Raw genomic sequence first — 13913 nt, 5'->3', positions numbered from 1 at the left:
ACTTTTCTTTGCTGTTCAACACCTTTCAGGAGAGAACTATGCGAATTTTCAACGGAATCGACGAAGTAGAGACGGCTGTCGGTGAGCACTTGGGCTACAGCGCGTGGCTCCCGGTCACACAGGATCGGATCGACAAGTTCGCCGACGCCACCGAGGATCACCAGTGGATTCACGTGGATCCCGAGCGCGCAGCGCAGGGTCCGTACGGCGGCACCATCGCCCACGGCTATCTGACTCTCTCGTTGTTGCCGGTGCTCGGCGCTCAGGTGATGCGTGTCGACGGAATCTCCATGACCGTGAACTACGGAAGCAACAAGGTGCGATTCCCCGAACCGGTCAAGGTCGGTTCTTCGGTGCGGGCAGGTGCGGAGATTCTTTCCTTCGAGCGCACCGCGAAGGGCGCGACGATAGTCGTGCGGTACACGATCGAAATCGAAGGAGCGGGTAAACCTGCGCTGGTAGCGGATACCGTGCGCCTGTTGGTCTCCTGAATCCTTTTCCATTCTTCCAGAACGAGATTCGAGGTCAGTTGTGAAACGAGCAGCATTGGTCGCGCCGGTCAGAACCGCGGTGGGCCGTTTCGGAGGGGCACTTCGTGACGTGCCTGCGGAAAGTCTGGCTGCCACCGTCGTCAAGGAGACCGTGCGTCGTAGCGGAATCGATCCGTCCCGCATCGACGACGTCGCGATGGGGCAGTCGTATGCCAATTCGGAGGCACCGTGCATCGGAAGGTGGGCGGCGCTCGAGGCCGGGTTGCCGATTTCGGTAGCCGGCTTCCAGACGGATCGCCGATGTGGAACGGGTCTGCAGGCCATCGTTTCCGCGGCCATGATGGTCCAGACGGGTGCGGCCGACGTGGTTCTCGCGGGTGGCGTCGAATCGATGAGCGGGATCGAGCACTACACCACCGGAGCGCGGTGGGGCACCAGATCCGGTGGGCTGCAACTGTTCGACCGCCTCGATCGTGGCCGCGAGCGCTCGCAACCCGAGTGGCGTTTCGGCCGGATCAGCGGAATGATCGAAACGGCCGAGAACGTCGCGACACGCTGCGGGATCACGCGGGAAGAGTCGGACGCCTTCGCCGTCGACAGCCACCGAAAGGCAACACTGGCAAGAGAATCCGGCCGCTTCGATGCCGAAATCGTCGCCGTCGAACTGACGGATCGAAAAGGGAACGTCACACAGTTTCGTGCTGACGAGGGGATCCGTCCGGATACCTCACTCGAAACCTTGGCACGGCTGCGCGCGGTGACCGAGGGAGGCGTCGTGACCGCCGGTAACGCCAGCCAGCAGAACGACGCTGCGGCAGCGATGTTGGTTGTCGCCGAGGATCGTCTGGACGAGCTGGGGCTGGAACCCATCGGGTTCCTCGACAGTTGGGCCGCGGCCGGTTGTGAACCGGCGCTGATGGGCCTCGGGCCGGTTGCCGCCGTCTCGAAACTGTTTGCTCGCACCGGGGCAGGCTTTGCCGATTTCGATCTGGTCGAGCTGAACGAGGCGTTTGCGTGCCAGGTTCTCGGCGTCGTGAAGGAATGGGGATTCGAGGACCTCGATCGCCTGAACGTCAACGGTTCCGGCATCTCGCTCGGGCACCCCGTGGGAGCGACGGGTGCGCGTATGGCAACAACCGCGCTTCACGAACTCGGCCGACGCGGCGGCGGAAAAGCGCTGTTGACCATGTGTATCGGCGGTGGCCAGGGTATGGCGGCCGTGGTGGAGTCTGCCTGACGAGGTTCGCTTCTGGGTACACTTGCGGCGGGGGATCGGAAGTTCTACGGAGGCAGTCGGTTGACGAATGCAGGCGCAGCAGACACCAGTGGCGCGCTGAGCGTCGAGGATGTTCGTCGCGCCAGGGCCGCACTCGAGGGTTTGGACGTCACCAGTTGGTCCGGTCGCTTCGAGCTTCTCTCCGACACCAATCGTCTGCGTCTGTTGCTCTGCCTTCATCACGCACCGGGTATCTGCGTCACGGATTTGTCCGTGGCGCTGGGGATGAGCGGCACAGCCGTCTCACATGCGCTGCGGCTACTGCGTAGCCAGGGGTGGGTGAGCGCGACCCGCGACGGCCGATCGATGCGATACCAACTGGCGGACGACACCGTTCACCAGCTGCTGCATTCGATCGGCGCCACACATTTTCACGACGAGACACCCACCCCCGGGCACACGCACAGCTGAGCGCTACTCAAGGAGTCGCGAAGAACTTCTCGACGGCCGGCGCAGCGTTCGGGTTTCCGTTGGTGATTCCTGCGCCGACTCCGGCAACCGTGCCGATGACTCCACCGACGATGCAGCCGGCGATGAAGTTCGGGAAGATCGACAGGCAGCCGATTCCGACGCCGAGGTTGGCTCCGATCAGGGTCGACTGCAGACCACCGTTGTTCCAGCCGATATTGACCTCGTTGGCCATCGTGTCGAACGCGGCCTGCTTCGGATCGTTACCGGGGAAGAGCATCAACGCCGCCTGGCTGTTCGACTCTGCGGTCGGTGTCAGTAGGGGTTGGGACGGATCGAAGCCCGCATTCGGGGGCGCTGCGACCGCGGTGCCGGCTCCGGCGCCGACTGCGGCGACGACGAGTACGGACATGGTGAGAGTTCGGGACAGTTTCATGGGGACGGCCAATCTGTCTGTGTGGAACCAGTCGTGAATGGTGGCGGTGCAGTTCGTTAACCAGAACTCCACCGTCTGGATCGATCGTGCGGACCTCCTCGGGCACAACGGGACCCGTCGTCTCCGCGCGACGGGCCGTGTTTGGTGGCTACCCGACTCCGAGTGCCCTGAAACCGCCTAGTCTCATTCGTTTTTCGACAACCGCGCACGCAATTCTTCGACCTCGGCACTAAGCCGATCTACCTCGGCTTGCAGGGGTTGGCGTGCCAGAGCGAGGGATTCGTCCATGCGCTCCTTGTCGAAGCGTGGCGTGATGTTTCGACTGCAGTTCCAGTCGAACGCTTCGACGTCGATGACGATGGAACGCTGGGCTTTTGCCGTCATGGTGCCGCCGGGGACTTGCAAGAGCTGTTGCAGTAGTGCAGGGTCCTCGTCCGCTTCGATCACCTGCGCACGCCCGTAGATCTTCAATCTCGTTCGCGTCGGGTAATCGATGACGAACAGCGAGGTGCGATTGTTCTCTTCCAGATTGCCGAGCGTCACGAATTGCTGATTGCCGGGGAGATCGGCGAATCCGATTCGATTCGGGCCCAACACATGCAGGAATCCGCGCGGGCCGCCGCGATGTTGGACGTACGGCCAACCGTCGGGCGTCACCGTGGACATGAAGAAGGAATCCACGGATTTCACGAATCCCTGCGCGCGGAAATCGAATTCCATCGGGCCTTCGTCGGGCTGATCGAGTTTCGAACCGTACACGGTGAAACTTCCGGTCGACCGCTGACGCTCCACCGCAGCGGGGGAGAAGGCGATGTGTGCGTATCGGGTCGACATTTTCCAACTCCTGATGCTCAGTGCCAACGGTGGTCGGCAACGGCAGTTCGCGGACCGAACTTGGGTTTGACGGCTTGCCCGCTGACCTGCAGGAGCCTCACGGCGCGGTATCGATGCGGTTGAAGGGGAGCGAGGTACTGCACCATCTGGGCGTCGTCGATCGGTTCACCCAGCAGTGACCACCCGACGACGGCAGCGAGGTGGTAGTCGCCGACCGAGAGTGCATCTGAATCGCCGAATGCACGCTGAGCCACTTCGGCGGCAGTCCAGATCCCGACGCCGGGTACCGCTCGCAACCGTTTGGTCGCCTCGGTCCTGGGGAACGTGGATGCCTGCTCGAGGCGGTCGGCGACGCGAGCGCACTGAACGATCGTCTTGGACCTCGCGGGATCGACGTTCGCGCGATGGAATTCCCATGACGGCATTCGACGCCATTGGTCCGCGGTGAGTGGAACCCGCATTCCGTCGGGCGCGGGGCCGGGTGGGCGCTCCCCGAACTTGGTCAGCAGGCGGCGCCACGCGGCGAATGCGTCGATGCCGTGGACTCGTTGCTCGAGGATCGCGGGAACGAGAGCTTCCATGACGCGGCCGGTGCGGCCGATGCGCAGATGAGGGAAGCGTCGATGAGCTTCGGCGAGCTTGGGATGCTCGGGCGCAAAATCTTCGGCCTCGTCGTCGAGACCGAGCAGAGCTTCGGCGCCGGTCAGAAATTCCGTAGCGCCGGGACCCCAGGCCTGTACCCGGACCGTATGGCGATCCGACTGCGTGATGCGGTAGGTCACAGGACCCGAAAGTTGGCGGGAAACTCGCCAGATCGCTCCGTCGGCTGACCGTCTATGTGCGGGGTCGCCGGGTCCGCGCTGATGCGGGCTGAGCGTCAGCGCGGCATCGAGCGGTCGCTGAGAAGTCACCGTGACTTCGTCGACCGGAGATAGCGGCGTCATCGAGGTCAGCGTATCGCCACCGTCCATCCTCCGTTAAGGCGTGTGTCGGTGGCGCAACGTATTGTCCGAGCCATGATCATCGTGAGCACCGACGGATCCTGTCTGCGAAACCCCGGCGGGGCTATCGGCTGGGCATGGGTCAATCACGAGGGTCCGAGCATGTCCGGCGGAGAAGCGTCCGGCACCAATCAGATTGCCGAGTTGCGTGCGCTCTTCGAGGCCGTCGTCGCCCATCCCGGTGCTGATCCTCTGCTCATCGAATCCGACTCGCAGTACGCCATCAAGTGCGCGTCGGAATGGCTGCCGAGTTGGAAGCGCAAGGGCTGGAAGACCGCGAGCGGTGGGGCGGTCAAGAACCTGGAACTGGTCCAGAGCATCGACCGAGCCATTACCGATCGAGTCGGTCCGGTGCGCTTTCGTTGGGTGCGCGGGCACGTCGGCAACCACTACAACGAAATGGCAGACAAGCTGGCCGGCGAAGCCGCACGCGCCATCGTCTCGGGGGACATCGCATCGGTCCCGCTTGCTGCCCCGGTGAAGAAGGAACCGACCGCCGTGAACTCCCCCTACAAGGAGAAGTCCACGACGGCCGAAGAACCAGCAGATTTGTTCACACTTTTCTGAGCGGTTCAGAAACCGTCGGCAACCTGAACCAGCGCCCGGCCGGTGTACTTGCCTTCGCGGACCTGATCGATCACCGAGACGACGTCGCGGACGGCAACGAGGTTCGTGATCTCCTTCAGATGACGTGGGGCCAAGTCGGAGCCCAGCCGGGTCCACAGCGCGCGACGGGGCTCGATCGGCATCAATACCGAGTCCATGCCCAGCAGTGAGACTCCGCGGAGAATGAACGGCAGCACGGTCGTAGGCAGCGCGGCGCCACCGGTCAATCCGCTGGCGGCCACAACACCGCCGTAGTTGATCGTGCTCAGAACGTGAGCGAGGGTCTTTCCACCGACGCAGTCGACGGCCGCCGCCCACTGAGATTTTCCGAGCGGGCGAGGCTTGGCGTCGGGATCCTCGGGGAGCCGGCCGATCACCGAAGACGCACCGAGTGACGTCAGAAGGTCTGCCGCGCCTGGCTTACCGCTGGAGGCGACCACGTCGAAGCCTGCGCTTGCCAGAAGGTCGACGCTGACGGTGCCGACTCCGCCGCTCGCACCCGTCACCAGGACGGGACCGTCGGCGGGCTTCACTCCGCTGGCCAGAATGGCTTGGACACTCATGGCCGCGGTGAATCCTGCCGTGCCGATCGCGGCAGCGTCGGCGGTGGAAATGCCGTCGAGCTTCACGACCCACTCGGCAGGCAAACGGGCGATCTCGGCGTAGCCGCCGTTGCGGGCGGTCCCGATCTCGTAGCCATGTGCGACGACCTTGTCTCCCGGGGCGAATGCGTCGGACTCGGAGGCAATGACCTCGCCGGCGACGTCGATGCCGGGGACGATCGGGTACTCGCGAACCACCCCGCCTTTCGGCGTGACCGCGAGCGCGTCCTTGTAGTTGACGCTCGAATACTCGACGCGAATGGTGACCTCACCTGCCGGGAGGAAGGATTCGTCGACGGTTTCGGGGGCGAAGTCGATGGTGCCGTCGCTGTCGCGGGCGACCCAGGCGTTGAAAGTAGTCATGGGTCGAACATAAAGGCCTTCGGCCCTGTGCGCCTTTTTGGTAGTGCGAACTACCGGAAAGGCGCACAGGGGCGGAGCCCCTAGATCAAGCTGCCCTCATGCACCGCTCGATCGAACGCCGGTAGCGGGCCACCGGCGCGCAGGGTAGTTGCCAATGCAGGATCGGCGAGATGGAGACGGCCGATCGCGATCAGATCGAACTCTCCGCTGCCGATGCGCTCCTCGAGCTGTGGGATGTTGTCGACTACAGGTGCGACGCCTTCGATGCGGCTGTCCCGCAGCGACTTTCCGATACCGACGCTGCCGACGGCCATCGTGACGGCGCCGGTCAGCTTCTTCGCCCAACCCGCCAACGAGAGATCGCTGCCTTCGAAGGCCGGCACGTCGAAACGCCTGATGCTGGCGTCGAGAACGTCGACTCCGGCGTCGACCAGCGCGCTCAGGATGACGCCCAACTCTTCGGGGGTTTCCGCGATCTTCGCGGTGAAATCCTGCTGCTTGTGCTGTGAGAAACGGTAGATGATCGGCAGATCCGGTCCGATGGCTGCGCGGATCGCGGCGACGACGGCGGCCGGGAACCTGGTACGACGCTCCAGGTCGCCTCCCCACGCGTCGTCGCGCTGGTTGGTGCCCTCCCAGAAGAAGGAATCGAGGAGGTAGCCGTGACCGCCGTGGATCGCGATGCCGTCGAAGCCGAGTTCGACGGCGTGCTTCGCGCTGCGGACGTACGCGTCGATGACGTCCTGGATGTCCTGCTCGGTCATCGCTTCGGTGCTCGCCTGTGCGCGTTCGACGTAGGCAGCGGAGTACGAGGTGACGCCGAGCGGGCCCCATTCGCCTGAGGGGCGCATCGGCTTGAGTGAGGGGTCCATCTGCGTCATCGCGCCCCACAGAGGTCCGACGTGCCAGAGTTGAGGCACGATCTTGCCGCCCGCAGCGTGCACGTCGTCGACTACCTTCCGCCATCCGGCCTGAGCAGCGGGAGTGTGGAGGTTGGGGACGTTGGCGTGGTCGACAGCAGTCTCGTGATCGATCGCGACGCCTTCGGTGACGATCAGTCCAGTGCCGCCCTCAGCTCGTCGGCGGTAGTAGTCGGCAACGTCGCGGCCGGGCACACCTTCGATGGAGTACGTGCGCGTCATCGGCGACATGACTATGCGGTTGGACAGTTCGAGCGAACGGATGCGGAGCGGTTGGAACAGCGGGTTGGTCACTTCGTCACAGCGCTTTCATGAATCGGAAGAATCCGGGGTCCTGGTCGACACGGAGCCGGGTGAGGGTTCGGTAGCTGATCAGCCACTTGCCGTCTTCTTTGCGGTATTTCTCGTGGTAGTGGCCGTAGCCGTGTAGGTGCAGTTCTTTCTCGCCGTCGTTCCACCACAGCATGTCCTCCATCGCCCAGATGCCGGTTGCGGTGGTGGGCGAGGTCAGCACGATTTCGGGAGTGTGTGCGTGGTGCGCCGTGGTGAGGGGGATGTCGCCGTCGAGCATGTTCCGAATTGCCGCGGTGAGTTTGTCGATGCCCACTACCTGGTTCGAGGTGTCGCCGGTCTTGGGTTGCTTGTCTGTCGGGAGTCCGCCCCACGTCTCGCTGACGACGTCTGCGGTGTGCAGGGTTGGGTAGACGTGCCACTGCTTGGTGTCCATGCAGCGTAGGCGCGCGGCGAACACACGCTTGATTTCCTCGATTGCGAGCAGTTCCTCGACGGCACTGATCGACCCCACTTCGGACTCGGCCTGAGACATTCAACCTCCAACGGTGATCGGCAAGATGGGTTCACATTCGGGTGCTCCGGGCGGGCCGTCAACGACCTGTCCCGGTGAGCGCGACGGCACTCGGTATGGTCGAGCGAACGAAAGGGGTGTCAGACGTGTGTACCGAAGAGGTCCCATCGACCGGACCGGAGGAGATCGCCGAGGTTCGGGCTTTTTGGCGCGAGTTGGGTGTTCCTGGCGTGATCGACGTCCACACCCATTTCATGCCGAAGAGCGTCATGGACAAGGTGTGGGGCTACTTCGATTCGGCGGGACCGATGATCGGTCGACCTTGGCCCATCGCGTACCGACTTGCCGAGGAGGAGCGGGTACACCGTCTCCGCGAGTTCGGTGTCCGGGCTTTCACGTCGATGATCTACCCGCACAAGCACGCGATGGCCGAGTGGCTCAATCAGTGGGCCGTCGAATTTGCCGCGCAAACGCCCGATTGCCTGCACACGGCCACGTTCTATCCCGAGGAGTCGGCGGCGTCGTACGTCGGCAAGGCATTGGAGTCGGGCGCGCGAATCTTCAAGTCCCACATCCAGGTCGGAAACTACGATCCGAACGACCCTCTGCTCGACAAGGTCTGGGGGCAACTCGAGGACTCCGAGACGCCCATCGTGATCCACTGTGGTTCGGGACCGGCGCCGGGGGAGTACACGGGACCTGATCGCATTGCTTCGCTGCTCGCACGGTACCCGCGCCTGTCGTTGATCGTCGCCCACATGGGGATGCCCGAGTACAGCGAATTCCTCGATCTGGCAGAGGCTTACGGCAATGTCCGCCTGGATACGACCATGGCGTTCACCGACTTCACGGAAGAGCAGTGTGCCTTCCCGAAGGTAGACGTATCACGGCTCGTCGACATGCAGGACCGGATTCTGTTCGGTAGCGACTTCCCGAACATTCCGTACCCGTATCTCACAGCCTTGCAAGCGGTTACGCGCTTCGATCTCGGAGACGAATGGCTGCGAGCCGTCGTGCACGACAACGCCGCCAAGCTCTTCTCGGTGTGCTGAGCTCACCGAGAAGAACTTCGACTCAGCGCAGTTTGATGCTGCCGCCGTCGGCCATCAACGTCTGACCCGTCATGTACTTGGAATCGTCGCTCGCCAGGAACACCACGACGGGAGCGATGTCGGTTTCGGGATCACCGATGCGTCCGAGAGGCACCTTGGCAACCGATGCGGCTGCGCGCTCAGGGAAGGCTTCCTGCCACTTGACGACGCCTTCGGTGGCGGCGAACGGGCAGACCACGTTGACCCGAATGCCTTCCGGCGCCCACTCGTTGGCGACGACGCGCGTCAGGCCTCGCACAGCTTCCTTGGCCGCAGCGTAGGACGTCTGGGTCGGCATTCCGTCCAAACCTGAACCCGACGCGAAGTTGACGACGGAACCCTTGGTCTTCGCGAGTTCGTCGTGGCACGCCTGCATGAGGTGGACAACGGGGTAGAAACCGGTGTTGAAGGACAGGTCGAACATGTCCTGCGTGGTTTCGAGCAACGGAGCCTGACGGGACGCGTGAGCGTTGTTCACCAGGATGTCGAGCTTGCCGAAAGCCTCGAGCGCGGCGTCACGGATCTGCTCGGCCGAACCGGCGGCAGCAAGGTCGACGTTCAGGAACTTGCCGGAGCCGGCCAGTTCTTGTTCGAGGGCCTGGCCCTGCTCCTCGTTGATGTCGACGAACAGGACCTTCGCGCCTTCACGGGCGAAGACTCGGGTGACAGCGCGACCGATTCCACCGGCGCCGCCGGTGACGATCGCTACCTTGCCGTTCAACCTCATGAAACGCTCCTCTTCGTAAGTGCTGCTCAAACTGTTGCGGTCTCGTCGACTGCAAGTGCGATCTTTTCGAGGCCGGCGATGCTGTAGGCGGCGTAGGTCTCGTACGGCCCACGGCCGGAGAAGTAAGACGAGAGCTGGCCACCGAGTTCTTCGACGGTGAACGCGGATCCGGCTGCGTCGAAACGGTTCTCGACCTTGGGTGCTTCCATCAACGCCACCATCTTGCCGTAGACGACGAAGACCTGTCCGTTGATCTCGTCGGAATCGGGGGATGCGAGGTAGCTGACCAGGGTCGCGACGCGCTCGGGTGCAAGCGGATCGAGGCCGACGACGCCGGTGTTGTTCTCGCCGAAGGCTTCTGCCGTCATGGCGGTGCGGGCACGGGGGCAGATCGCGTTGGTGCGGACGCCGTAGCGGGAGAGACCTGCTGCGCTCGAGAGCGTCAGCGCGGTGATACCGGCCTTGGCTGCCGAGTAGTTGGGCTGCCCGGCGCTGCCGAAGAGGAAAGCCTCGGAAGAGGTGTTGATGATGCGGCCGTAGACCGGTGCGTCGGCTGCCTTGCTGGCTGCGCGCCAGTGGACTGCGGCTGCGTGCGAGGTGGCCGCGTGGCCCTTGAGGTGCACGCGGATGACGTCGTCCCAATCGGATTCGGTCAGGTTGAAGATCATCTTGTCGCGCAGGATGCCTGCATTGTTGACGAGGATGTCGAAGGATCCGAAGTTCTTGACAGCCTCTTCGATGATGCGCCCGCCGAGCGACCAGTCGGAGACGTCGCCGGTGATGGCGAGTGCCTGTCCACCTGCGGCCTTGATCTCGTCGACCACGTCGTTGGCCGCTGCACCCATGTCGTTGACGATGACGGCTGCACCGGCAGCCGCGAGTCCGAGTGCTTCGGCGCGACCCAGGCCGGCGCCGGCGCCGGTGACGGCGGCAACTTTGCCTTCCAAGCTCAGTGATTGCGTCATGTCGTGCTCCTTCGATCCGGGCGGTCGGGTACGTCTTGCAAAATTAGTATTCATTCTAATTTGAAGTCGAGAGTTCGGTAGTCGTTCCGAAAAAATCATTCGAGCGAAATCAGAATTAGTTCTAGTTTTGAACAGAAGTTTGGCCGACTGAGGAGGAGTCTCACTCAGCGGGAGCGGTGATCTGGGTCACGAGCGCTGCATGCCACCTTGGGGCGACGCGGCGATCCCACCGCGTACGCGTTTGCGTCACCACCGATCCGCTCAGTTCTCGGCCGCATTCGTCGGCTCCAGGGTCGGATAGTTCTCACCGAAAACGCAGTACGGTCGGCCCTGAATTCACCGGGCCGGACATCAAGGAAGGCACCAGCAGTGTCACTGAATTTGGCAGATCTGTACGAGGGCATCTCGGATCTGATTCCGGACCGCACGGCGCTCGTGTGCGATGGTCGTCGTCGCACCTACGTCGAGCTGGACGAGGGCTCGAATCGCATCGCCCGCCACCTGGCGAGTGTCGGTGTCGGGCCCGGCGATCACGTTGCTCTGCACATGCGCAACAGCATCGAGTTCGTCGAGAGTTTGCTCGGGTGCCTCAAGATTCGTGCGGTCCCGATCAACGTCAACTATCGCTACGTCGACGCCGAACTGACCTATCTGTACAACGATTCGCAGTCGGTGGCACTGATCGTGGACGAGGAGTTCGTTTCCGTCGTGGAGACGGTTCTCCCGGCCGCGCCCGGCATCAAGCACGTCGTTGTCGTCGGCGAGTCAGCCGTCCGCGATATCGAAGGCGTCGACGTCGTTCGATTTGCCGACGCTGCCGCGGAGCAGGCCGCCACTCGTGACTTCGCGCCCCGCAGCAACGACGACCTCTTCGTCATCTACACCGGCGGCACGACAGGGATGCCCAAGGGTGTCATGTGGCGTCATGAAGACTTCTACTTCGCGGCGCTCACCGGCGGAAATCCGTTCGGTCCGCCGCACACGACCGCTGAGGCTCTGTTCGCCGCGGTGCCGAACGTTCCCGCGATGAACATGCTCAGTACCGCACCCCTGATGCACGGTGCGGCGTCGTACTCGCTGTTCACCGGATTCTTCATGGGCGCCAACGCAATTCTCATGGCGCGGTTCGACGCGAAGACGACGCTCCAGCTCGCCGGAAGTGAGAAGGCCGTCTCCATCACCGTCGTCGGAGACGCGATGGCACGTCCGCTCGCAGACGAATTGGCAGCAAACGCAGCAGATTACGACCTCAGCACGGTCGGAATGGTCTCGTCCGGCGGAGCCTTGTTCTCGCTCTCACTGCGGGAGCAGCTCAAGTCGATGCTTCCGAACCTGGTGATCCGCGACGGATTCGGCTCCTCGGAGTCGGGCGTCGACGGCAATCTGGAGATCGGTCAAGACGGCCTGATGCGCATCGCCGCTCGCGACGAGACCCGCGTCGTGGACGAAAGGATGCGGCCGCTGGAGCCGGGATCGCCCGAGACCGGTTACATCGCTCGCAGTGGTCACGTGCCGGTCGGCTACTTCAATGATCCGGTCAAGACCGCGGCTACGTTCCCGGTGATCGACGGGGTGCGGATGTCGGTGCTCGGCGACGTCGGACGCGTGGAAGCCGACGGCTCGATCGTCCTGCTGGGGCGTGGTTCTCAGTGCATCAACACCGGCGGGGAGAAGGTGTATCCGGAAGAGGTCGAGCAGGCGCTCAAGAGTCACCCGGCGGTGCTCGACGCTTTGGTCGCGGGAATTCCGGATGCAAAGTTCGGTGAGCGCGTCGCTGCGGTCATCACGACCCGCGAAGGCTTCGACGTCCCGGACGCTGCCGAGATCGGTGAGCATTGCGCGTCGCAGGTCGCTCGGTACAAAGTGCCGCGCACCGTCATGAATGTTCCGTCGATCAGGCGTTCTCCCAGCGGAAAGGCCGACTATCGCTGGGCCAAGGCCACTCTCGCCGAGCAAGTCTCCTAGTCCGGCCGGAGCCGTCCAGCGCGTTTGTGAGGGACGCGTTGGGTGGCTCCGGTGCTCTAGCCTGTCACCGTCAGAACCAGCAGAGCGACGTTGAGTGCAACGATCAAGCCCGCCGCAATCCACGCCGCGACGGTCGTGAGCGGGGCATTGCGCGCGTCGCCCATGAGTTCGGGGTCCGAGGTCATTCGCACCAGCGGGATGATCGCGAAGGGGATGCACAGGCTCAAGACCACTTGGCTGAGCACGAGCGCCAGCGTCGGGTCGACGCCGAGTCCGAGCACGATCAGTGCCGGGATGAGCGTGACGATCCGGCGTGTGATCACCGGAATCCGAATGGCCAGAAGACCATGCATGATCTCGGCGCCGGCCGCGCATCCCACGGAGGTCGACGCGAGTCCGGAGGCGAGGAGGCCGATCGCGAACACCACGGCTACGCCCGGGCCGAGCGAATTCTCGATCGCGGCATGCGCACCGTCGATGGTGTCGGTGCCGGGTACTCCGCGCAGCGCCGAAGCGGCCAGCAGCAGCATGCCGATGTTCACGCCACCGGCGATGATCAACGCGACAACGACATCCCAACGGGTGACTTTGAGTAATCGCTGCAACCGTGGGCCGGGTTTGATGTGGCCGTGGCGATCACGTGCCAATGCGGAGTGAAGGTAGATCGCGTGCGGCATGACCGTTGCTCCGAGCATGCTGGCGGCGAGCAGTACGGTCTCGGTTCCTTCGAAGCGGGGGACCAGTCCGGCGACGGCCTCGCTGCCGGAGACGTCGGTGAAGGCGAGCCCGGTCAGGAAGCCGATGGTGATGATGGCCAGCAATCCCATGACCACGAACTCGAAAGTGCGCTGTCCGCGCCGACTTTGGATCGTCAGGATGACCATCGACACGCATCCGGTGATCAGTCCGCCGAGGAAGAGCGGGATGTTGAAGAGCAGGTTGAGTGCGATGGCGCCGCCGATGACTTCGGCGACGTCGGTCGCGATCGCCATCATCTCGGCCTGGAGCCAGAAGGCGCGGCGGTTGTTCTTACGCAGGCGCTGACCCAGCATTTCGGGCAGGGATCTGCCGGAGACGAGACCGAGTTTCGCGGACAGATACTGCACGAGGACGGCCATCGCGTTGGCGAGTACGAGTACCCAGATGAGGAGGTAGCCGTACTTGGCGCCGGCGGTGAGGTTGGCGGCGACGTTGCCCGGATCGACGTACGCGATTGCCGCGACGAACGCCGGACCGAGCAGGGCGATGGATCTCCCCGTGGGTCGTCGGCGCGGAGTCGTCGGCTCTTGCGTACTGGTGCTCATCGGTCTCCTGGTCACACGTACTCGGACCTGTTGGTTCGAATAAGTGAACTATAGAGTTCGGGGAGCCGAACTTTCAACAGCTGTGCGCGGTTAGCGACCGCAGAGGGTCCCTAACCGCC

At 63.5% G+C, this 13913-nt stretch carries 15 protein-coding genes; 6 read left to right on the top strand and 9 right to left on the bottom strand.

What is annotated here, in order from left to right:
• Nucleotides 1-38 precede the first annotated feature (38 nt).
• From QRN54_RS13140 to QRN54_RS13130, 3 genes are read left to right on the top strand one after another with little or no spacing between them, the layout of a single operon-like run.
• Nucleotides 39-491: a MaoC family dehydratase gene (locus tag QRN54_RS13140; protein WP_285182119.1), complete on the top strand. Its 453-nt coding sequence runs from the start codon at nt 39-41 to the stop codon at nt 489-491.
• 40 nt (nt 492-531) lie between these two features.
• Nucleotides 532-1728, top strand: a complete 1197-nt coding sequence (locus QRN54_RS13135; protein WP_285182118.1) for an acetyl-CoA C-acetyltransferase — start codon at nt 532-534, stop codon at nt 1726-1728.
• Nucleotides 1729-1788: 60 nt separating this feature from the next.
• A complete protein-coding gene (locus QRN54_RS13130) occupies nt 1789-2178 on the top strand; it encodes an ArsR/SmtB family transcription factor (protein ID WP_003940184.1) in 390 nt (129 codons plus the stop codon).
• A 7-nt stretch (nt 2179-2185) separates the two neighbouring features.
• Here QRN54_RS13130 and QRN54_RS13125 read toward each other — a convergent pair whose 3' ends face one another.
• The 3 genes from QRN54_RS13125 to QRN54_RS13115 form a co-directional block, all read right to left on the bottom strand.
• A complete protein-coding gene (locus QRN54_RS13125) occupies nt 2186-2683 on the bottom strand; it encodes a hypothetical protein (RefSeq protein WP_003940625.1) in 498 nt (165 codons plus the stop codon).
• A gap of 111 nt (nt 2684-2794) precedes the next feature.
• Nucleotides 2795-3445: a pyridoxamine 5'-phosphate oxidase family protein gene (locus tag QRN54_RS13120; RefSeq protein ID WP_285182117.1), complete on the bottom strand. Its 651-nt coding sequence runs from the start codon at nt 3443-3445 to the stop codon at nt 2795-2797.
• A 17-nt stretch (nt 3446-3462) separates the two neighbouring features.
• Nucleotides 3463-4416: a DNA-3-methyladenine glycosylase family protein gene (locus tag QRN54_RS13115; protein ID WP_193594923.1), complete on the bottom strand. Its 954-nt coding sequence runs from the start codon at nt 4414-4416 to the stop codon at nt 3463-3465.
• A gap of 45 nt (nt 4417-4461) precedes the next feature.
• On the opposite strand from QRN54_RS13115, the gene QRN54_RS13110 reads away from it, so the two are divergent.
• Nucleotides 4462-5013 (top strand): ribonuclease H family protein, encoded by a 552-nt coding sequence (locus QRN54_RS13110; protein ID WP_007729467.1) that lies wholly within the window; start codon nt 4462-4464, stop codon nt 5011-5013.
• A 5-nt stretch (nt 5014-5018) separates the two neighbouring features.
• Here the strand turns inward: QRN54_RS13110 and QRN54_RS13105 are convergent, their stop codons facing one another.
• The 3 genes from QRN54_RS13105 to QRN54_RS13095 all read right to left on the bottom strand — a co-directional run bounded on the left by QRN54_RS13105 (nt 5019) and on the right by QRN54_RS13095 (nt 7763).
• Nucleotides 5019-6017 (bottom strand): MDR family oxidoreductase, encoded by a 999-nt coding sequence (locus QRN54_RS13105; RefSeq protein WP_064074261.1) that lies wholly within the window; start codon nt 6015-6017, stop codon nt 5019-5021.
• Nucleotides 6018-6097: 80 nt separating this feature from the next.
• On the bottom strand, nt 6098-7231 hold the full coding sequence (locus QRN54_RS13100; RefSeq protein WP_058037639.1) for an oxidoreductase: 1134 nt from the start codon (nt 7229-7231) through the stop codon (nt 6098-6100).
• A gap of 4 nt (nt 7232-7235) precedes the next feature.
• Nucleotides 7236-7763 carry a nuclear transport factor 2 family protein gene (locus QRN54_RS13095; protein ID WP_003939692.1) on the bottom strand — a complete coding sequence of 176 codons (528 nt, stop codon included), beginning with the start codon at nt 7761-7763 and terminating at the stop codon, nt 7236-7238.
• A 125-nt stretch (nt 7764-7888) separates the two neighbouring features.
• On the opposite strand from QRN54_RS13095, the gene QRN54_RS13090 reads away from it, so the two are divergent.
• On the top strand, nt 7889-8794 hold the full coding sequence (locus QRN54_RS13090; protein ID WP_197486159.1) for an amidohydrolase family protein: 906 nt from the start codon (nt 7889-7891) through the stop codon (nt 8792-8794).
• Between the two features lie 22 nt (nt 8795-8816).
• Here QRN54_RS13090 and QRN54_RS13085 read toward each other — a convergent pair whose 3' ends face one another.
• Together QRN54_RS13085 and QRN54_RS13080 are read right to left on the bottom strand one after the other, a co-directional pair.
• Nucleotides 8817-9560, bottom strand: a complete 744-nt coding sequence (locus QRN54_RS13085) for an SDR family NAD(P)-dependent oxidoreductase (RefSeq protein WP_064074321.1) — start codon at nt 9558-9560, stop codon at nt 8817-8819.
• Between the two features lie 26 nt (nt 9561-9586).
• On the bottom strand, nt 9587-10525 hold the full coding sequence (locus QRN54_RS13080; protein ID WP_007729451.1) for a 3-oxoacyl-ACP reductase: 939 nt from the start codon (nt 10523-10525) through the stop codon (nt 9587-9589).
• A 369-nt stretch (nt 10526-10894) separates the two neighbouring features.
• Here QRN54_RS13080 and QRN54_RS13075 point away from each other — a divergent pair, with 369 nt between their 5' ends.
• Nucleotides 10895-12490, top strand: a complete 1596-nt coding sequence (locus tag QRN54_RS13075) for an acyl-CoA synthetase (RefSeq protein ID WP_064687742.1) — start codon at nt 10895-10897, stop codon at nt 12488-12490.
• A gap of 56 nt (nt 12491-12546) precedes the next feature.
• On the opposite strand, the gene QRN54_RS13070 is transcribed toward QRN54_RS13075, so the two are convergent.
• Nucleotides 12547-13794 carry an Nramp family divalent metal transporter gene (locus QRN54_RS13070; RefSeq protein WP_020909201.1) on the bottom strand — a complete coding sequence of 416 codons (1248 nt, stop codon included), beginning with the start codon at nt 13792-13794 and terminating at the stop codon, nt 12547-12549.
• Between the last annotated feature and the right edge of the window lie 119 nt (nt 13795-13913).

The organism is Rhodococcus sp. MEB032, assembly GCF_030208925.1.
Taxonomy (GTDB): domain Bacteria; phylum Actinomycetota; class Actinomycetes; order Mycobacteriales; family Mycobacteriaceae; genus Rhodococcus_F; species Rhodococcus_F qingshengii.
The sequence above is the reverse complement of the archived record's forward strand: the minus strand, read 5'-3'. Positions and strand labels throughout refer to the sequence as shown.

Coding starts and splice junctions, on each gene's coding strand:
- QRN54_RS13140 (WP_285182119.1), top strand. CDS start 39: ATGCGAATTTTCAACGGAATCGACGAAGTAGAGACGGCTGTCGGTGAG.
- QRN54_RS13080 (WP_007729451.1), bottom strand. CDS start 10,525: ATGACGCAATCACTGAGCTTGGAAGGCAAAGTTGCCGCCGTCACCGGC.
- QRN54_RS13110 (WP_007729467.1), top strand. CDS start 4,462: ATGATCATCGTGAGCACCGACGGATCCTGTCTGCGAAACCCCGGCGGG.
- QRN54_RS13120 (WP_285182117.1), bottom strand. CDS start 3,445: ATGTCGACCCGATACGCACACATCGCCTTCTCCCCCGCTGCGGTGGAG.
- QRN54_RS13085 (WP_064074321.1), bottom strand. CDS start 9,560: ATGAGGTTGAACGGCAAGGTAGCGATCGTCACCGGCGGCGCCGGTGGA.
- QRN54_RS13115 (WP_193594923.1), bottom strand. CDS start 4,416: ATGGACGGTGGCGATACGCTGACCTCGATGACGCCGCTATCTCCGGTC.
- QRN54_RS13095 (WP_003939692.1), bottom strand. CDS start 7,763: ATGTCTCAGGCCGAGTCCGAAGTGGGGTCGATCAGTGCCGTCGAGGAA.
- QRN54_RS13070 (WP_020909201.1), bottom strand. CDS start 13,794: ATGAGCACCAGTACGCAAGAGCCGACGACTCCGCGCCGACGACCCACG.
- QRN54_RS13105 (WP_064074261.1), bottom strand. CDS start 6,017: ATGACTACTTTCAACGCCTGGGTCGCCCGCGACAGCGACGGCACCATC.